This window comes from Pantoea sp. (genome assembly GCF_028283705.1).
Lineage (GTDB): Bacteria > Pseudomonadota > Gammaproteobacteria > Enterobacterales > Enterobacteriaceae > Pantoea.
On sequence record NZ_JAPWKD010000031.1, the window covers coordinates 178,934 to 199,450 of the forward strand.

Sequence of the window (20,517 nt, forward strand, 5' to 3'; positions counted from 1 at the left end):
GGGTATCACTCCTTAACGAATACCGGCGCGCATAAAGGACTGGATAAACTGGCGCTGGAACACCAAAAAAAGGATCAGCAACGGTAAGGTGGTCATCAGCGTCGCGGCCCCAATCAGCGCCCATTGCACACCCTGTTCAGGCGCGGAAAATAGTTGCAGACCCACGGTTAATGGCCGCACATTGACGGAATCGGTAATGACCAGCGGCCAGAGGAAATCATTCCAGTGAAAGCTAATCGACACCAGCGCAAACGCGACATAAATCGGCTTCGCCAGCGGAATATAGATCTTGCGCAGGATATAGAAACGGCTGGCCCCTTCGATAATCGCTGCCTCTTCCAGCACCAGTGGAATACTTTTGAATGCCTGGCGCAGCAGGAAAATCGCAAACGCCGAAGCAAAATAGGGCAACGCAATGCCCGTCAGCGTGTCGCGCAGGCCCAGCGCGCCGATGGTTTTGTAGTTATTCAGGATCAGCACATCCGGGCTTATCATCAGTTGCAGCAGGATCAGAGCAAACAGCACGCCGGAATATTTCAGGCGGAAGCGTACCAGCGCGTAAGCCGCCATTGTCGCCAGCACCAGCTGGCAAATCACAATCATCAGCACCAGCAGGATGGTGTTGAGAAAATAGCGACCAAAAGGCGCGGCATGCCAGGCATTGACGAAGTTTTGCAGCGTCAGCGGTGAAAACAGGTTGAAACTGCCCTGGTCGGACGCCGGATGGATTGCCACCCACAAGGCCACCAGAATCGGTAAAAACCACAGCAGCGCGGCCAGCCAAATCGCCAGGTTGAGTAATCTCATTGGTAATGCGCTCGCTTATCCAGCAGGTTGAATTTGATCAGCGCAATAGAGGCGAGGATCACCAGCAGTACCACCGTCATCGCGGCCGCCGCAGGCATGTCCCAGTAACTGAAAGCCGTACGGTAGATATAGAACAACAACAGGCTGCTGCTGTTATCGGGTCCGCCGTTGGTCATGGCGATCACCTGGTCCACAATGCGGAAGGCGTTCATTGATGCGTTGATCAACACAAACAAGGTGGTGGGCATCAGCAACGGCCACTGCACACGACGGAAAAAGTACCCGCGCGATGCGCCCTCAATTTCAGCGGCTTCACTCAGTCGCGGGTCGATTTGCTGCAATGCGGCGAGATAGAAAATCATAAAAAATCCGGCTTCGCGCCATACCGATACCGCCATCAGGCAATACAGGGCGCTACCCGGCTCGCCCAGCCAGTTCACCGCAGGCAGGGAAAACACCGCCAGCAGCTTATTCAGCAATCCGAGCTGTGGCGTATAAAAGAACAGCCATAAATTGGCGATGGCAATCATCGGCAACAGAGAAGGAATAAAGAAAGCGGCGCGCACCATGGCATTACCGCGCAGGTGGCGATTCACCGCCAGCGCCATCATCAGCGACAGCACCACCGCCAGCGGAATGGTGATCACCGCATATAACAGGTTATTGAGCAGCGACTGGATAAACACATCGTCATCCAGCAGCGCGACATAATTGTCCAGCCCGACAAAGCGAGCTGGATGGCCATTACGCGCGGCACTGAACACGCTCTCCCACACCGTAGCCAGCGCTGGATAATGGGTAAACAACAGCAAAAAACCCAGCGCAGGTAATATCAGCAGGTAGCCATATAGCTGCAACGACCAGAATCTGGGGCGAGTAGCCGGTGCCATGGTGAGTAACGTGCTCATAATAGGGCGCTTACTGGTACGATTTTAACAGACGGTCGGCCTGCTTCTGCGCCGACTCCAGCGCCTCTGCCGGGGTCTTCGCCTGGGTCACAGCCGCTTCGATCGCATGGTTGAGCGCTTCCTGAATCTGCACGCTGTTGTAGGTTGACAACTCAGGCTGGGCATACTTCAGCTGCTCACGCGCCACCAGCGCCTGCGGAACGTCCTTCACATAATCCTTCATCACCGTGGTGTCCCAGGCGGCTGGCGAGGTGGCTACGTAACCGGTCGCAATACTCCAGCGCGCGGCCTGCTCAGGAGCAGAAACCCAGCGAATAAATTCCATGGCAGCTTTCTGCTGTTCCGGGGAGGCATTTTTGAACACATAAAGGTTGCCACCACCCGTTGGGCTACCGCGCTGAGTTTTCTCCGGCAGCATCGCGACACCGAATGGGAATTTGGCGTTTTCACGCACCCCGGTCAGGTTGCCGGTGGTGGTGACCATCATGGCGGTTTTGCCACTGATAAAGTCCTGTGGGGTGGTGCCCCAGGCAATAGCGCCCTTCGGTGATACGCCTTCTTTCTGGCCGAGGTCGGTCAGCCATTGCAGCGTTTCGATATTGCCCGGTGTATTGAAGTTCACCGCCGTGCCTTTTCCGTTATCCAGACGGCCACCGTTGGTGGCTGACAGTCCCTGGAAGTTCCAGTAACCGTTTGGCGTAGATGGGATCTCGATCCCCCACTGGCTGACACCGTTATTATCTTTGATCACCAGCTTCTTACCAAAATCGACTACCTGCTGCCAGGTCGCAGGAGGCGTGTTGCCATCCAGACCGGCTTTTTCGAATGCCTGCTTGTTCCAGTACATCACCACCGTGGAGCGCTGGAATGGGATACCCCAGACCTTACCATCAATGTGGCGCAGGAAGGCCGGGTAGAAACCGTCGATCCATTTTTTCCCTTCTGCATCATTCGCCAGATCGCTGGCAGCCACAATGGCACCGGCATCTATCAGCGAATAGGCTTCGATATCACCAATCACCGCCATCTGCGGTGCATTGCCACCGCGAAACGCCGTCAGCGCTTTGGTCACCGTCGTGGCATAGTCACCGGTATAAACCGGCTGAATACTGATTTCCGGATGAATTTTTTCAAAGTCGGCCACCAGCGTATCCACGGTATGGCTGACCTTGCCACCGACCGCAATCGGGTAATACATCTGCAGTTTGACCGCGTCAGCGGCAAAGGCAGTGGAAGCCGTACACAGCAATAATGCAGAAGCCAGGCGTAAAGGACGGATAGCAGACATGATTATTCCCTGATCAAAAGATGAAGATTAAACAGCGTATTTTTTTCCGGATGCGAAAAGTTGTTGTTCAGCCGATGGGCAGCGCTTCCCCGTGGTGGTGGAAAACAGGTATTGCTTCGAGGCTGACCATTGCAGCCCGACCCGGCTACCTTCGTCGAAGCGTTTCATACCCGGCACTTTAACGGTTAACGGCTCATTGATATCCGGCAGCGCACACACCAACAGGGTATCCGCCCCCATATATTCGTAACTGATTACCCGGGCGGTGAGCGCAGCATGCGCGATGTCGATAAGTTGAATGTCCTCAGCACGGATGCCAAGACTCAGGGCCGGTTCATCATCATCCAGCACCGGCCAGTTCATCTGGGATAAGTAATGGCTACAGCCCCGCCGCTGCAGCGGCAAAATGTTCATCGGCGGCGCACCAATAAATTGCGCTGCGAAGACACTGGCGGGGTTGTTGTAGAGATCATCGGGCGTGGCGTGCTGCTCAATACAGCCGTCGTTGAGCAGAATGATGCTGTCGGCCATGCTCATGGCTTCGGTCTGATCGTGCGTCACATACAGCATTGTCAGACCCAGCTTCTTCTGGAGTGCACGGATTTCCCGGCGCATGCTCTGGCGCAGTTTGGCGTCAAGGTTGGAAAGCGGTTCATCCATCAGACACAAGCTATGATTGGCAATCACCGCCCTGCCCAGCGCCACGCGCTGTTGCTGCCCGCCGGAAAGCTGTGATGGTTGGCGATCCAACAGTTTGTCCAGTTCCATCAGCTTACTGACTTCCGCCAGTCGCGAGGCAAACGTCTGTTTATCTTCGCCGCGCGCTTTCAGGCCAAACAGCAGGTTTTCCCGCACGCTGAGATGCGGAAACAAAGCGTAGGACTGGAATACCATGGATAGCTTGCGCTGTGAGGGTGGCAAATGAGTAATCAGGGTATTGCGGCAATGTATTTCGCCATGATCGGCGTTTTCCAGACCTGCGATGGTCCGCAACAACGTCGATTTGCCACAACCAGATGGCCCAAGTAACGCAACAAAAGTCCCTTCCTCAGCCGTAAAACTGATGTCATTCAGGGCAACTTTTTCGCCCCAGGCTTTGGTGATGTGATGAAGAGAAAGGTAGCTCATGCGCCCTCTGGCCCGGAATCAGAATGGCGGTAAGTTAGCTGGGGATAATGAAGGAATTATTTAAGTTGAATGACGTTTAAGTGATGCAGTACCAAACAGCCCCTTTCTGGTAATACAAATTAATTGTCTGATTGAACGCTTCAACCATCATAAATTTTGACTCATATAAATTTCGTATAACAATAGTGTGAAAAATGCGTTTCACCGAAAAACGGGATCCCACGCTTTTCATGATGTTAGTTAATCATGTAACAAAACGTAATAAGCATTCAATCACAAAACATACAAAATAATTACACATTTCCGGATACCTAAGTCATCCTACCACTTCCCCATACCTCAGAGATAATAACAATGAAAAATACATACTACATCAGCATATCTAAAACTCATGATAACCATATTCTCCATAACGCTACCTGCCGTATTTATAGCGAAAATAAAGAGGATATGATTCTGATTGGACGTTATGAACAGCTCGTTATTGCGTTAGGTATTTCGAGGAATAATTTCAGAAAAGTTATCCCCTGTGTACAATGTATTTTAAAACGGCGTCACTACAATATTTCCAGCCCCAGGATTACGCCAGTACCGGTCAGACATTTCCCGGAGTAGAACGTTAAAATATGAACGCCCTGCCAGAGACAGGGCGTTCATCATTATCACCGGCACTCACGCCAAAAGGCGTAACTGCTGGCCATAATGGTCAGGATATAAGCCAGTGCATTAATCAGCCAGTGTGGGGTGACAATTCTTCCCACCAGGCTGAAAAACCCCTCTGCATACAGCGGCATATCACCTGTTTTCGCAGCAATAAAATAAAGTACTCCCAGAATCACCAATTTGGCGATTAACCACGCCATCACGGGGATGACAAGGATAACGCCTTTATTGCTGCTTACCCGTTCACTTAATATCACATAGCACACCAACGGCATCAGCGCTGGAATGACGGCAATCATACTATTCGCCAGCAGTTGCAGCATTGGAACGCCGAACTGCTGGTGAACCTGCCACCATTGAGCGAAGTCGGAAGGCAGCGTGCAATACAACAGCAAAAAGCAAACGGTCCCCCATATCAGAGCGGGCATAAACGTTTTGTCCATAATCACTTCCTTTGTGTTATCACTGCTTTTACCGGCAGCACCTTCCTCCATGCAACATTGTGCGACAACCTGAAATCCGCGCGCCGCCGGAAGTCACTGGCACCGCGACTTCGTTTCCAGAATGGCTCCCGCCGCCTTGTCCAGGTCGAATAAAACCAGAAAGCTTACTCTCGCGAGACTGGTTTCACCTGACAAGGCAGGCTGAACAATCTCAGATGACGAGGCCGGGAACCGCTTGCCAGTGTACGCTATTTTGCTTTCCGCAGACCATATGACTTATCTTGCGTCTACCACATCCTTCGTTCTCCAGACATTCCCATAAAGGGAATCATGTCGTCATTTTTCGGCTGCGTTACTGGCTTGCTGGCAGGTATCTCTCCCGGCTGCGTAGTTGGATTGGCGGCTGGCTTCTCTTCCGGCTTCGCAGCTGGCTTGCGGGCACGTATCCCCCTCAACTGCGTAGTTGGATCGGCGGTAAGCATCTCTCTCAACCGCGCACCGGGCTTAGCGGCAAGCATCTCTCTCAACTTTATGAGCCCAGGCTTACTCAGTTTAATATCTCTCGAGTCGAGAATGTTTTCAGTGCCTCGTAGTACCGCAAGATTCTTTGCAAGCCCGGTATCACCAAACCGTTTAAGATGATCATCAACGTCAATACCATGGCTCTTCAAACGGTTAATTAAACGTGGAGGAAGTGCTCTGACCTCATCCCCGGCCATTGAACTTTCCATTTCCCGCATAAAGGCAGTGGTTTGTTCCGGAGTACTGTCTGTGCCTAGCTCATTTTCAGCTTTTAATGTCCAATATAGCCAGTCCAGTTCGGCTTTGGTCACGGTCCTCCATTTTAACTCTTCCAGAAACTTGTTGTTATCATCAATTTCCGGACTGGCAAGTACAAACTTCCTTATATCTTCAGGCAGGTCAACTTCGCCATTTCCAACTATTGACATCCTGCTATCATTTAGCCTCTTCATCATGTCAGGAGTCTCAGCCCTTCTTTTTTGAGCAAAAACCATGTCCTCTATTTCTTTGAGGTGACTTTTATTTATATCAATTTCTGCCTTGTTAAGGTGATTTTCATCACCTCTTATTCTGGCATTTTCTTTCGCAATCTCTGAGTTACCCTTCTCCTGCAGATATTTATCAATACTCACCCCACGCGCTCTTAAATATTGAATTAAAGCAGGGGGAAGAGTAACGTTTTCCCCCGGTGCAGTCTCGCTTTCCATTTTGCGTACAAATGCAGCGAGTTCTTCATACGTACTTTCGGGAGATAACTCAACTTCAGCTTCTAACATCCAGCGCAGCGATTTCAATTGTGCATCGCTGAGATTTTTATGTCTGAGATGTTCCAGAAAGAGTTCACCATCACTGGTTGCCTGACCTTGTTTAATAAAGTCAGTAATATCATGTGGCAGGCGATAGCCAACACCTGGCGTTTTATTAAGAGACTTCATTCTCTCAATCATTATACTGATTTTATAGTCCCTGATTTTTTTCTCAATTTTTGTTCTAAGTAACAAGGCCCCGCTCGCATCAATATCAACCTTTTCAACATTAAGTTCGCCTGTCGCGTTCATTGCCGCCTCTTTTGAAGACGATGTACCATAACGATGAGCAATAGCGTCAATATTTATGCCATTATTCCTCAGTGACGTAATTGTCGCCGGAGTTAATCGACCTGGGGTGCCACTGTTTATCAGTGACTCAACCTCATCTTTAGGTGCCTGCACGTTTTTCTCAAGGAGTTTAAGACGAGCCATCACCGCCAGATCACTGAATTGATGTTTATCCAGGGTACGATCGGATAACAATAAATGTCGATCTAGCTGTGGAAGTCCTTTTTGACTTACTGCCTTACGGGCAGGTCCTTCGTCGCCATGAGTACGGATATAATCCTTAACCTTTATTCCCTGTTTCTCAAGTATTTGCTGTAACTCATCTGGTATGGTGGTTTTTTCATCGCCACTCAAGGACCATCTTATTTCATCAAGTAATTTTAGAGCGCCGTTAATATCTGAAGGTTGCAGCTTTTTCGCTTCCGCTATGAATTTTAATCTTTTTAGCTCAGTGTGATTTAACCGTGCACGCTCAGATTTCTGCGCGTATCGGGTTTGCGGATTATTATCATCATCGACAGCATTTCCTGACAGGTAATCATCTATATCAATCCCCGCATCGCGAAAGTCTTTTAATAAACTGTATGGAATCTGGATGGTTTGATCACCCGTTACTTTACTCTCCAGCTCCCCCAGTTTATCGATCATTCTCTCAAGGCGCTCAGACTGGGACCATTTCTTATGCGATTTCGAGGCTTCCCCCCAGAGTTCATTCACGCCGTGCTGATCATATACTACCTGGCTATAATCCGTAACGCCGTTAACGGTCGCTTTTTCAATGGAAGCAGGGCTACCATGCTTATCCAGTATTTTCTTATAATCTATTCCTGATTTTTCCAGCCTTTCCAGGGTTTCTTTCGATAGCTTAGTATATCTAAGTTCGTCAAATCCCTTATTAAGATCAGCTAAGGTCTGGGTCCATAGTGTTTCAGTTTTTGATCTATCCGCGCCGACACCGGAAGATGAAGTCAGCGCGTCCTCTGAGGGTGCAGATGTTTGCTCAGCATTTGAAAAGAGGGTGTCGGGTCTCGTCGTATCCTCTATGGCCAACCCCATCCAGTCATATGCCTTATCAAGGCCTTTATTGAATATCTTACCCGCATCCCCAGACATCATTGTTGATTTTTGATACCACACCAGACCGCTTTTTGCCGTTTTATTAACACCCTTTGGCAAGTTATCCATCGTCTTCCCGGTAATTTCGTCGGCAACCCCCCCCGATAGGACATCTCTGATGGTTTGGTTGCGGATATTCCGCAACCGGGTCGTTTCATCAGCTGGGGTGATAACGTATTTTACAATTCCCTTTCCTGTGGTTATGAGTGCACCAACAAGCACTCCCATCGGCGTAGATTCAGGAAAACCCGCCATACCCAGCGCCATACTCAGATGCCCTGCCATATCATCAATCGCTTTATATGTGATATCGAGCATTTCCTTCTTTGGATCCGCCACCACTCGTTTGAACTCCCTATCCTGAGTAGTAAGATACCTGTCTGCCAGTTTTGTGTCGTAATGACTGGAAGGGTCCATGATGACTTTTTGGGTTCTCTGAGCTGAGGCTTTTTCCCTGTCACCCAAAACCAGACGCCGGGAAATAAATTGCTGAGTCTCTTCATCAGGTTTAAATGCGTAGCGGGTATCACCATCCTTAATTTCACCAAGTTCACGAGTAGCCTTAACCCGTTTGAAGTTGCCATCATAATCCATAACTAATATATGTGTTTCATTCTCCGAGGTACCAGGTACAACCAGGGCGATAACGTCCTGTACCGGTTGCCCATTATATCTCAGAGTGATAACACCGCTGGTATCACCGTTTAAGTACCCCCTTATCGCTATTTTTTCAGTTTCGGAATGATTATTTTCCGACGAATTAAGTGCATTGGTAAAACCAAGTTTAAATGCGTTGCGGTAAAGCGTTGCCAGTTCAGGCTTTCGATTTCGCATTCCAGTCATATGATTCGTCCATGCCTGATGCAGCCTGGTGTATGAACGCTCAGCATTATTTACATCATCAGGTGTAAGACGAATAATTTCGAAAGGCTTATTCTTGTCTGATTTATACGGTTTATGACCAAAAAGATCCCTGCGGAAGGCTTCTGTGGTGTCAGTTGAATCACGCTTACCCGTGCCACCTTCCCACAATATCTTTACATCATCAGTAACACCGTTACCGGTATAGATGTCAATCACACGCTTGCGATCAAAAGTGGGGGGTTTTGTTTTGTAATTAACGGTATCCACCCAGCTATAGGGGGAGGTTATTTTTCCATGCCCATCAGGATGCCTGTCTATGACATCCTGAATATCTTTCTCGATAAATGTTCTGACTTTGGTGCTATTGCGGACGTCGATACCAATTTGCGTATCGTTATATTCCTCTTCGGTCATCGTGAATTCGGTCGCGTCGGTATTGCCGACGGACGTCTTCTGTGAAGCATCCACCGGGATACCATCCTCTGCCGCTTCCGATGCAGCATTTACCGGTGGCTGTACGGCTCTGGCATCAGATGCTGCCTGTTCCCTGTCGGGCGGAGCACTTCGTCCGACCCGGCTTTTTACCTGCGGCTCCGCTAACCGGTGCGCCTCTGCCGGGCGGCCTTTCCCCACTTTGGGCTTATCCGCTTCACCCGCGTTTCCTTCACTGCGGGTGGCTGCCTGCACGGCTTCGGTTGCTGCGGTTTCCTGCAACGCACGTACCTCCACTGTTCCGGCCGCGATAATCCCCTGAAAACCGCCATCAATAACCATATTCTCCGGCAGTTTCGCAACCGTCTCCTTCATCGTCTCACTGAAGCCTTCCTGCCGGACTTTATTCACCATAAAGCCAATCTGCACACCCGTTTTCAGCAGCGAAGGCGCAAATAAACTCACCGTCTGTTCCATCAATGAGCACATCAGCCGTTTTTCCACCGCATCAAGCATATACTGCGGGACAGGGCGCTCTACCGTCCCGGTGCTCTCCAGCTTTTGCGTGTCCGATAGATAGGACTCAACCGCTTTCCCCACGCTGTACCCGAACTTCAGTATCTTCGTCCCATGGAACATACCGCCCAGCAGGCTCTTTGCTGTCTGTCCCAGCAGCGTCTGCGCCATCCTTTTGGTAAACTCAGAGGACACCTTCCCGGATGACTTTTTCGTCATCTTCTGCACCCAGCCCTGTAGATGCTCCGCCGCTCGTTCCGGCGTTTCCGCCACCAGGTTCACCTCCATGTCATGCAGCATTAGCTCCCGCCTGACACGCGCCGCAAAATCTTTACCCTCCGGGTCTTCGTCTGTTTTAAAAGCCGGCCCCAGCTCATCTACCATCCTGTCAAACAGCACCAGTAAACGCGCCCGTTGCGCCTCATCTGCATTCTCCGGTATCTGGGCCTTACTGGCGTGCACCACCCCGGCAATATGTTTCGCCAGCTTCGCATCCTTTGAAAACAGGTTAATCGCCTTGTGGGTGATTTCCGCCAGCTCCGTCGACAGACTCTTCATCGCCGCCTCAGAGGACTGCAGGCATTTCTGGATGGCGCGCTGAGCATTTTTGTAATCCTGCTTACCCCGCAGGGCTGTCGCCGGTATCCCGCTGCGCCCGCCCGGATTCACCAGCTGCTCCATCTCGCGGCACATTTTCCCGGTCGCCTCCCGGCACTGCTTTACCGTGGCGCGGCACTTATTTCTCAGCACTCCGATGCTCTTCCTGTGCCGATCATCAGTGAAGGTTGCCAGCATGTCTTCCAGTTCACTCTCCGTCATCGCCATCACCAGCCCCAGCATCTCTGTCTGCTGCTCTGCCGCTACCCGTTTTTTATCCAGCTCCGCCAGCTTTTCTTCCCGGTACTGCTGCAGCGTTTCCTTCCGCTGGTCCGGGGTCAGTGCCCGGCAGTCGTCATTCAGCTGTCTTTTCACCTGCGGCTTCTTCTCTGACGCCGCCATCGCCGCCCCGGCAAGGTCTTCCATCGCCCGCTGAACATTCACCATCATCCCCAGCGGACCGGACACCACCCCCCTGATCTGCGAGTGAAAATCGCTGTGCTCCGCCGGATTAAAGCCGTGCGCCATACCGGTCTGCGTGGCACGCCAGCCTTTCACCGCAAGGTGTCCCAGCGCCGACGCCACGTCCACCACCTTGTCCCACTGCCGCCCCGTCGCCTTCATGGCCCTGTCAGATTTCAGGACATGCAGAAAGACGTCCACCGCGTCCTTTTCCACCTCCACTTCCAGTTTCAGCAAACTGCGGTTCTGGTCCATAGCCTTCTTCACGCTTTTCACCGCTGCGGCAGCCTTCTCAAGCTGCTGCGCAAGTTGTGAGTGGCTGCCTCGCGATAACGCTTTCTCCGTCAGGTTTATACGCCCCGGCTTCAGGTGCTGCTTCAGACTCTCCCGCGCTTTACTCAGGTCCTTCATCACCGTCTCCAGCGCCTTTACCGCCAGCGCCCTCACCGGTTCTCCCCCTTTTTCCTTCTCTGCCGCGTCTGTCACCTCCCGGATGGCTGCGGCACTGTGCAGCGCCGCTGACAGATTACGCAGTTCCACGGCGGCTTCCTTCATGTTTTGTAACGACGCGGTCTTCCTGTTTCCTGCCTCCTCTGACAGCTCACTCCCTATCCCCCCACATAGCGTTGCCAGCGCCCGTGCTGCGTCCCGGATTCTGGCGGACATACCGTCCGCCCCGTCGGTGTCCACTGCTAATTTCGTCAGCGCCAGCTCTTCCTCCAGCAGCCCGTTCTGTTCTGACCGCACATCGCGCAGGTACGCGTCGCGCACCTTTTCCAGCGCCTTCACTACCTTCTCGCAGTCTGACTTCATCTCATCGTAAGCGTTTCCAAGACCCTTATGCAGCAGCGCCTGCTCCGACCAGGGCTTGTCTTTTTCCGACACCTCCACCGCCTGCCACAGGTACATAAAACTGCTTTTTCCCAGCGCCTGTTGCAGCTCACGCCGCACCGCTTCCGGCCCCTCTGCCAGCTGCGCCACGCCGCCGCTTTTCCGGTGCTCCGCCACCCCGGCCAGCACTGCATCCGCCTTCTTCAGCGCCTCTGCCACCCCGTTTAACGAAAGCTGCGCGTTCATCATCCCAACCTTCTGGTGGCCTGACTGCGGAGGCAACCCCGCCAGGGCCTTGCTCAGCTCCCCGATAGCATCGCCAGCCTTTTTCAGAGACGGTTCCGAGGGGGACCACTTTCGTTCCGACATCTCCGTCTGGACCTTTTTCATCTCATCCATATTGACGTCCAGGTGCTCCTGAAGCCTCCCCAGACGGCGGAACTCCTGCAGCTTCCCGTGCTCTTTAAGCAGGTCCGGGAGCTTCACTTCGGGCATGTCTTCCTCCAGCGCCGGGAACAGCGGCGTCTCCGCCTGCTCAACCGTGGGCTCAGGTACCGGGTTGTGTTCAGAAAGTTCGGCCAACGCTTCCATCGACTTATGGAACTGTTCTTTCGAAACCGGTGCCCCGTTACAGGTCATCCTCTCTGCCAGAGGTTTCACGGGGCCATTCTCTTCGCTGAAATTTAATGTCACACTGGTTTTAGCTTCCAGCCAGGCCATCATTTCCCACTGCTCATCCTTCAGGTTTAACAGTTCGCCGGAACCGGTTTTGTTGAATGCACCTTCAGGATTAAAAGCAAGCATCTCGAGAGCATCGAATAAGCTGATAGCGTTTTTTTCCGCCAGGACCGGAAACTCTTCACTGCCGGATTTGCCTGCGATACTGAGAGATTCTGCGGCCGGGGTGTGAATGCGGCTGTTAAGAACGTTGGAAACCATGGAAATCCCTGATGTAAAAAAGTAGAAAAATTAATCAGGGAGATTACAGGTAACACTTCGGCGGGATTATCGGGAAAAGACCTGAACTTATGTATTTAGCCCAATTACCAGGCGAATAGGCTTGTTATCAGGGCGGTCAGTAAGCAGAAGAAATTTTGCAGCAGGGAACGTAAAGGAGAAGAAATACGGAGAAAACTGGCTGATGCCATGGATGCACTCGACGATGCCAGAAACAGGCGCAATACATTGCGCCGCATCGCATATACAGGGATGATTTGGGTTACGCCTTGTTATTTAAAATCAATCGCCATCAACTCCGCAATAGTAGAACCCTGAGTTGAAGCTACGCAGCGATCAAGATAATCAGTAAATTTTGATGATTGTGGCATGCCTAATTTGAGTAGCTTCTCATTACTGAAAACCACGTTAAGCTGTGAAAAATGGCCATAAAGATTCATCGCCCGCAGCATGATGCGTTCGTTGCACGGACCAAAAAGTGCAGAAAAATTCTTTTTATCCGCACTCAATTCTTTGTAATTAACTTTCTGGTAGGTTGCAGAAACGGGTGCGTCTCCAGATGCTTTTGCCATCGCGATGTCGATTTCGGCAAAGGTTACGCTACTTTCCACCCCGGCTGAAATGTGGAATACATCCTTCTCAACTTTGTCAGCTGTCAGCAGCAATTCGAGCGCATCGGCACAGTAATCCACCGGAACAACGTCGATACGATCTTCAAGCTCGCACATAAATTTACCCAGCATAAGCGCCATGCGGAACACCCAGAAGATACTGGCAGAGGGTTCACAACCGTATTGCGAATGACCTACCACAATGGAAGGACGCGCAATCACCAGAGGCAGAGCAGGTAAGGACTCCGTCATCATTCTTTCAATTGTCGCTTTGCTCCAGGTGTACTCAACAATGTGCTGCTGACGGGATGTGGTCAGTTCGCTTTCCGTCACCAGACTGTTGGCACGAGGAACACAAGACATGGCAGTCCCCACATGGACAAAGCGTTTAAGTCCACTCACCTGACTCATACGGCTGGCAAACTTGAAGGTGCCTTCCACGTTTACCTTCCATATGTAGGGATTATTGCCGAACGATGCCACAGCGGCGCAATTCAGGACGTGAGTAACATCATCAAGCCGGGGATCCGCTGTAAAATGCTCTGGTGCAGAGAGATCGCCAGGCAGGATTTGTTGCGTTGTCAGGGAATCCAGCAGAATGCTATCCAGTCCGAACTTCGCCAGATTTTTTTTAACCCGCTCCAGTCCCTCTTCAGGCGTTTCTCCCCTGACAAGCAGTAGCAGGTTGTTTATTTGACCTTTCTTTAACAAATTAGCAGTAACTGCGCCGCCAAGAAAACCTGTTGCGCCTGTGATTAATATATTTTGCATGGATTTAATCTAATGGTGTTGTGTAAAGAGTGGCTATCCCGGCACACGTTATTCCATCGAGATTAAATGGCAGTTAAATAAGTAATTCATAAAAAAATTGGCAGGAGGAGTGAACTTTATCAAGAAAGGTCAATGCTTCCATGGCACAAGGGAAATCCTGTCGATAATATCTTCAGCCGCTTTCATTTTGACGCACTTATTTATACCCCTGAAACACTTTAATAAAAACATCGGCGCATGCAGTAAAAAAATCAAATAGATAGAATTCTCATTCTTATTACCATCATTCTGCCCGGTCACCAGAGAATTCATATAAAATAGGGCGATAACCTGATATGGCGAGTTAGAACTCATCCAACCTGATATTTTGCGATTTTATATGCTGCCAGAAGCGCTCTGCCGCAAGATTTAGCCTCGCTCCCGAACGATAAACATATGCCGAGATCGGCAACGACAGTGAACCATCCATAATGGCCAGCTTGCCTTCTCGTAATTCCCGCTGAATCGAATACTGCGGTAACCACCCCACCCCATGACCATTTACGATCATCCGTTTGAGCAGCTCACTCATGGAAGACACAAAGCTGAGCGTAAAGGTATTCTCGGGAATTTTATCGATGACCTGATTAACCTGGCGCCCCATATAGCTGTCGTTGGCATATTTCATCAACGGCAAAACATCGCCATTCAGACTGAATAAGGGTCTGCCATCCACATCACAGGGGCTGACCAGATGAAGGAAGGAATCAAAAACCTTATGATGAATAAAGGGATAATTCATAAATTCTTCGTTGTAGAAGGTCAGAATAAAGTCGCTTTTTCCTTCTTTCAGGTTATAAACCGCCTCGTCAACGTTGATCGACTCAACATAATGAATTCTTTCAGCGCTATCGGTGTATCCGGCGATCAGGTTAGGCAGCAGCAGTACGGAAAGTGAGGGGGCGGCATCGAACTTGATACTTTGCCGAAAGTTATCCAGCCCTTTGATTCGATTCAGCTGGTAGTCCATATCATCCAGCATGTTGCGGGCATAACCGACAAAACTCTTCCCCTGCCGGGTAAGTTGCAGTGGATTGACGCTGCGATCGAAGATGGCAAAGCCGATGGCAGACTCAAGTGATTGAATCCGGCGGCTAAATGAAGACTGGGAAATGTTTCTTTTTTCCGCCGCTAAGGTAAAGCTGCGGGTCTCTTCCAGAGCAATGACGTCATAAAACCATTTAACTTCAAGATTACTGACCACAGTGCGGAATCTCACAAAACCATAACTGGCGCTATGCAAATTATGCATGGCATATAGAAATTATGCAATCATTGCATCTGAATGATGGTGCTAGTATCCAGAACAGTTGATTAACTGATTTCCGTAAACTCATTAACAGCTCAGTTAACTATCACGCTCAACAACCGGTCGCAGTTTAATGCAACCCAATACTCAGCCAGCTATCAGTCAGGTATAACATGTCCAGCACTGCGATGATTAAAACTGCCCTGTCAGATTTAGGGATCACCGACGTTTCTGAAGTGATCTATAACCCGGATTATGATCTGCTTATCGAGCATGAAACTTCATCTGAACTCAGTGGCTATGAGCGCGGAATGATGACTGCATCCGGTGCCGTCGCAGTTGATACCGGCGAGTTCACCGGTCGTTCTCCGAAGGATAAATATATTGTCCGCGACGAGCTGACGCAGGATAGCGTGTGGTGGTCTGACGCCGGTACCGGCCGCAATGATAACAAACCCCTGTCCCCTTCGGTCTGGGCTGAATTACGCCATCTGGTCTCAAACCAGTTATCCGGTAAAAAACTGTATGTCGTCGATGCCTGGTGTGGAGCAAGCACCGACTCACGCCTGGCGGTACGCTTTATTACCGAGGTTGCCTGGCAGGCGCACTTCGTGAAAAACATGTTTATTCCGCCGCTGGCTGAAGAACTGGAGAATTTCACACCTGATTTTATCGTGATGAACGGTTCCAAGTGCACTAATCAGAACTGGCAGGCACAGGGTCTGAACTCTGAGAATTTTGTTGCCTTTAACCTGTCCGAGAAGATGCAACTGATCGGTGGCACCTGGTACGGCGGTGAAATGAAGAAAGGTTTATTCTCAGTGATGAACTATTTCCTGCCGCAGCGGGGCATTGCTTCAATGCACTGCTCAGCCAACCGTGGTGCAGCGGGCGATGTCGCGCTGTTTTTCGGTCTCTCAGGTACCGGCAAAACGACCCTTTCTACCGATCCACAGCGTGAGCTGATCGGTGATGATGAACACGGCTGGGACCATGAAGGCGTGTTTAACTTTGAAGGGGGTTGCTACGCCAAAACTATCAATCTGAGTGAGGCCGCTGAGCCAGAGATCTACCGCGCTATTCGCCGCGATGCGTTGCTGGAGAATGTGGTCGTCAGAGCTGATGGCAGCGTTGATTACGCTGATGGGCACAAAACCGAAAACACCCGTGTCTCCTACCCGCTGTCGCATATTGAGAATATCGTCAAGCCGGTATCGCGTGCCGGAAATCCGTCTAAAGTGATTTTCCTCGCGGCTGACGCTTTTGGCGTATTACCGCCGGTATCGCGCCTGACGACTGACCAGATGAAGTATCACTTCCTGTCTGGATTTACCTCGAAACTGGCGGGCACCGAACGCGGCATTACCCGACCCACTCCGACGTTTTCAGCCTGCTATGGCGCGGCATTCCTGATGCTGCATCCGACCCAGTACGCTGAAGTGCTGGCGGAGAAAATGGCCGAAACGGGTGCAGAAGCCTGGCTGGTCAACACCGGCTGGAATGGTGCCGGTGAGCGACTTTCACTGCGTGATACGCGTAATATCATTCGTGGCATTTTGAATGACACCATTGTGCTCGGCGATAACACGCTGCCGGTATTTGGGTTGCTGATCCCGGATGCGGTGCCGGAAGTGCAAACCAGACTGCTCGATCCGCGTAATGGCTGGGGATCTGAAGAAAAATGGCAGGAAGAAGCGACCAAACTGGGCCGCCTGTTTGTGACGAACTTCAGTCAGTACGCAGAAACCCCGGAAGGCGCGCGCATCGCCCTGGCAGGGCCTGATGTTGCCAGCGAATAACGGCTAAGCACGCATGCCTCCCCGGTATTCAGTGGGGAGGCCATCTGCATACATCACAGCAGTGTCGTATGTATATCGACCCAGCTGTCAGCAGGAATATCAGCATAGTCACCGGCAACCGGGGTCACAGTGCCTTCCGCACTGTTATAGGCGTACTTCAGCGACCTGACACCAATCACAAGCGTATTGGCAGCGTCAGACTCGATGGCAGCCACCAGATGCTGCATTCCTCCTCCTCCCGCAATCATCGGATTGCTGATTCTCCAGGTGGAATTATTCCTGATTGCGGATGCGCCTGTGACTTTATATTTCCCCGTCGATTGCTTTGTCACCGCAATTTGACCTGACTGCGCATAACCGCGATTAATCGCACTAAAATTATCGTTTTGTTTAAAGCCATCCTGCACCGGCGATCGGGTTGCTGCCGGTATCGCATCACAAATGCGGATCACTGCTCCCAGCGTCTTCACGACGCGCCCGTCGTTAAGTGGAACATAGGTATTTGATGTTAATGAATTTGCCGCCTCCACATACACAATACCATCAGGCTCACTGGTGACGTGCTCATCACCTGAACTGTTAATAAAGACTTTATCCACACCTGAATTTGCGGCATCGGTATAACGCAGTGGTATGAACGTCGCACCTTCATTGCGTGCGGCAATTTTTGCATACACGATGAGCATGTTGTTTGGAACATCATACACATAGCCAAATTGCGTCAGGTCTGCAATGCCATGTCGTGAGTCGGAAGGATCGCGCAGGTTCGTAATACGCAACACATGCTTTGCGGTAGTCGTATTCAGAGACGAAACCAGAACATCATTGCACTGGATAAGATAGGTATAGATTGATTCTGATAACGTCCCGCCGGAGATATAAAACCCGGTGAAGTTGGGACCTGAGCTTCTGATCCCGGTCTTAATCGCGAATAATTTGACCCAATAAGGCTGACTGTTCCAGCCAGTGGGATAGACACTGCCCTTCCTCAACGGCGCGATTAAATCCTTATCCGTTAATGCGCGTGGAGCAACCACCCCGGCCCCGCCATAAGGTGCACCGTAATCGGTATATTGCCCGGGACCGGCAATATACATGTCAGCAGAGCCGTCAGATTTGGGGAGAAAAATCAACGATGAGTGCAGCGTATCATCCTCTGCACCGGCAAAAGGTAATCGCAATATGCTGCCATTCCATGCGGCAACACCTTGCCCATAGGGTTCAGTGAACGGGATCGCCACTCTGGCCGCAGTGGGTCGTCCTTCTTTTATCGCATAGGTCTGCATACGACCGCGTTCATCAATAATTAAAGCCGCCCGGTTGTCCGGGCCGCCAAAACTCATTCCGGCGATGCCTTTTGGGTCCGAAGCGCCCTGCACAACATCGAACTGGCCGCGTTGTTTTACCCGATCAAACACCGAGGCTAAACCATTGCCAACGATCGCCTTTCCTTCACCGCTAAAAACATCAGCCATTGGTTCTGCTTTGGTAACGAAAGGAATGCCCGGTGCCGGATGCGTTGTTGACTGGCCCCCAGCGGAAGCTGCCGCCGCACTTCGGGTTGAGAACAGCGTGAGAAGTGCTGAAGGAAGGATCCAGTGCAAAAGATTTCTGCGTGATATCGTCATAATTAATCACTGCCTATGCTGGTCATATTAAAAAACTCTACAGCACAAAAAAGAGTCCCGGACATCATTATTATCGGCCACTGGTTACTGCTGCCAGCCAATGTTATTGCCAGTTTTTCCCCATATATCCACACTGGTGTTAGCTGTGCCTGTTTTTAACGCTGGAGAATCGCTGGCGAGCTGAAGGATATTTTTTGCCTCTTTTATTCCCGCAGGAGGGACCAGGGGTACAGTGAATCTGAATTTAGGATCGACATAATGTAAATCACGGGTCAAAACCCCCGGTAAGGCTGCCGACGCGGCGTCCGGCCAGGCTTCTGAGAAGAAAATACAATTTTTAAAAGCGTATTTGGTCAATAAACTGCCAAACGTCGCAACATGCTCCGGGCTGATAAGATCTGAATTATCCCGATGTTTCCAGTAGAAAATACAATTCTCCAGGGTTAACGCTATAGCCGCCGGGTTATCCTCTTTACGTGGATTGCAATAAAGAACATGGTCATTGGCCTGAGAAACGGTGTCGATAAACAGGCAGTTACGCACCACGTTGTTATAGCAGTAGCGGAAACAGCAGGCTTTTTTCCAGTAAATATCAGAGGTCCGTTGCGTTCGCGCTACCCCATCATTGTACGAGACAATATATTCAATCACGTTATCGACACAGCCTACACCATAGGTATGGTAGAGAGTGTAGGTATCTTCACTGAGTGGTTTATAGCCGTTAGCATGGTACCAGCTATTAGAAAACGGTCCCTGAACCAGCATAAACGGCTTGGCATTATTGGTCAGGTAGCCCCAGCGTAACAGGCAATTATTGCAATGGTAATCCAAATCCAGTGCGTAACGATCAGGAGCTGCCGGACCAGAACCGTGCACCTCAAAATTCTGGCCGGTGGCATAAGCGCACATGGTCATCCATAACGGAACATCAGCACGGGCTGTGGTCCAGGCTTGTGGATCTTTAACCGGGTTATAAACATTAGTGCGGTAAGAAGAATAATAAATATTATCCCAACCTGATTCCCATTCATCACCACGCACATCACGGTTTTTATTTTTACTGGCGGCACCGGAAAGTAAAACGCCGTAGTTGACGATATTAGTGAATGAAACATCAAGGATACGCACCCCATAACTTTTGCGCTGGTCGCCATAATAGGTTGCAGGATCGGAAAGATTGGGGTTACCACGAAAAAATATGCCACAGTTGATGTGATCACCGTAAATATCATGAAGAAAGATTTTATGGGCAATATTTGTCTTGTCTCTGACTGCCAGATGAATGCAGGCGACTTCTTTAGTGGGTGCGGATCCAGAAATTGCGGCGGGGTCACCGATAAAATTAATATGGTGGATTTCCAGATTGCATATTCCGTTTTCGTCTCCCCGCACCGTGCCATACAGATAGCCTCCGGTATGCTGTTCGCCAGGCGGCGAGGAGAGCTGTAACGAATTGATATTAAAGTTCTGGAAAGTCGTGTCGGTATGACGTGTGGCGGCATCTTTAGGATACCAGATCGGCCAGGCACCTTCTCCATAAGACGTCAGGACACTTTGTGTACCCGAACGATTCAGGAAAAAGGCGAGTTTGTTCTGGCTAAGATAGGACCAGTTAAAACGCGTACCACATTTGATTGCAACGGTAACAGGATGGGTGACACCAGAGGCGATGACTTCATCCATCGAACGAAAGGGATGCTCCCGGCTCCCATCACCACGGGCAGTCGATGAGGGATCAACATAGATATACTTCATTCTGAAATACCCTGATAATGAGCGGGCCAGGATG

General features: G+C 50.5%; 11 protein-coding genes. 1 reads left to right on the plus strand and 10 read right to left on the minus strand.

What is annotated here, in order from left to right:
- Positions 1-12: 12 nt before the first annotated feature.
- From PW844_RS22745 to PW844_RS22780, 8 genes are all read right to left on the minus strand, one after another.
- On the minus strand, positions 13-807 hold the full coding sequence (locus PW844_RS22745) for a carbohydrate ABC transporter permease (protein WP_299456653.1): 795 nt from the start codon (positions 805-807) through the stop codon (positions 13-15).
- Positions 804-1,715, minus strand: coding sequence for a carbohydrate ABC transporter permease (locus PW844_RS22750; RefSeq protein ID WP_299456655.1), 912 nt, complete (start codon positions 1,713-1,715; stop codon positions 804-806). Before PW844_RS22750 ends, PW844_RS22745 begins: the two co-directional genes overlap by 4 nt.
- A 10-nt stretch (positions 1,716-1,725) precedes the next feature.
- Positions 1,726-3,003: an ABC transporter substrate-binding protein gene (locus tag PW844_RS22755; protein WP_299456657.1), complete on the minus strand. Its 1,278-nt coding sequence runs from the start codon at positions 3,001-3,003 to the stop codon at positions 1,726-1,728.
- A 27-nt stretch (positions 3,004-3,030) separates the two neighbouring features.
- Positions 3,031-4,131: an ABC transporter ATP-binding protein gene (locus PW844_RS22760; RefSeq protein ID WP_299456659.1), complete on the minus strand. Its 1,101-nt coding sequence runs from the start codon at positions 4,129-4,131 to the stop codon at positions 3,031-3,033.
- 662 nt (positions 4,132-4,793) lie between these two features.
- A complete protein-coding gene (locus tag PW844_RS22765) occupies positions 4,794-5,237 on the minus strand; it encodes a hypothetical protein (RefSeq protein ID WP_299456660.1) in 444 nt (147 codons plus the stop codon).
- Between the two features lie 287 nt (positions 5,238-5,524).
- A complete protein-coding gene (locus PW844_RS22770; RefSeq protein ID WP_299456662.1) occupies positions 5,525-12,613 on the minus strand; it encodes a hypothetical protein in 7,089 nt (2,362 codons plus the stop codon).
- A gap of 290 nt (positions 12,614-12,903) precedes the next feature.
- A complete protein-coding gene (locus tag PW844_RS22775; RefSeq protein ID WP_299456664.1) occupies positions 12,904-14,013 on the minus strand; it encodes an SDR family oxidoreductase in 1,110 nt (369 codons plus the stop codon).
- Between the two features lie 343 nt (positions 14,014-14,356).
- Positions 14,357-15,256, minus strand: a complete 900-nt coding sequence (locus PW844_RS22780; RefSeq protein ID WP_299456666.1) for a LysR family transcriptional regulator — start codon at positions 15,254-15,256, stop codon at positions 14,357-14,359.
- A 218-nt stretch (positions 15,257-15,474) separates the two neighbouring features.
- On the opposite strand from PW844_RS22780, the gene pckA reads away from it, so the two are divergent.
- Positions 15,475-17,100 carry a phosphoenolpyruvate carboxykinase (ATP) gene (gene pckA, locus PW844_RS22785; protein ID WP_299456667.1) on the plus strand — a complete coding sequence of 542 codons (1,626 nt, stop codon included), beginning with the start codon at positions 15,475-15,477 and terminating at the stop codon, positions 17,098-17,100.
- 53 nt (positions 17,101-17,153) lie between these two features.
- Here the strand turns inward: pckA and PW844_RS22790 are convergent, their stop codons facing one another.
- A complete protein-coding gene (locus tag PW844_RS22790; RefSeq protein ID WP_299456669.1) occupies positions 17,154-18,728 on the minus strand; it encodes a hypothetical protein in 1,575 nt (524 codons plus the stop codon).
- Between the two features lie 84 nt (positions 18,729-18,812).
- Positions 18,813-20,483, minus strand: a complete 1,671-nt coding sequence (locus PW844_RS22795; protein ID WP_299456671.1) for a hypothetical protein — start codon at positions 20,481-20,483, stop codon at positions 18,813-18,815.
- Positions 20,484-20,517: the final 34 nt, after the last annotated feature.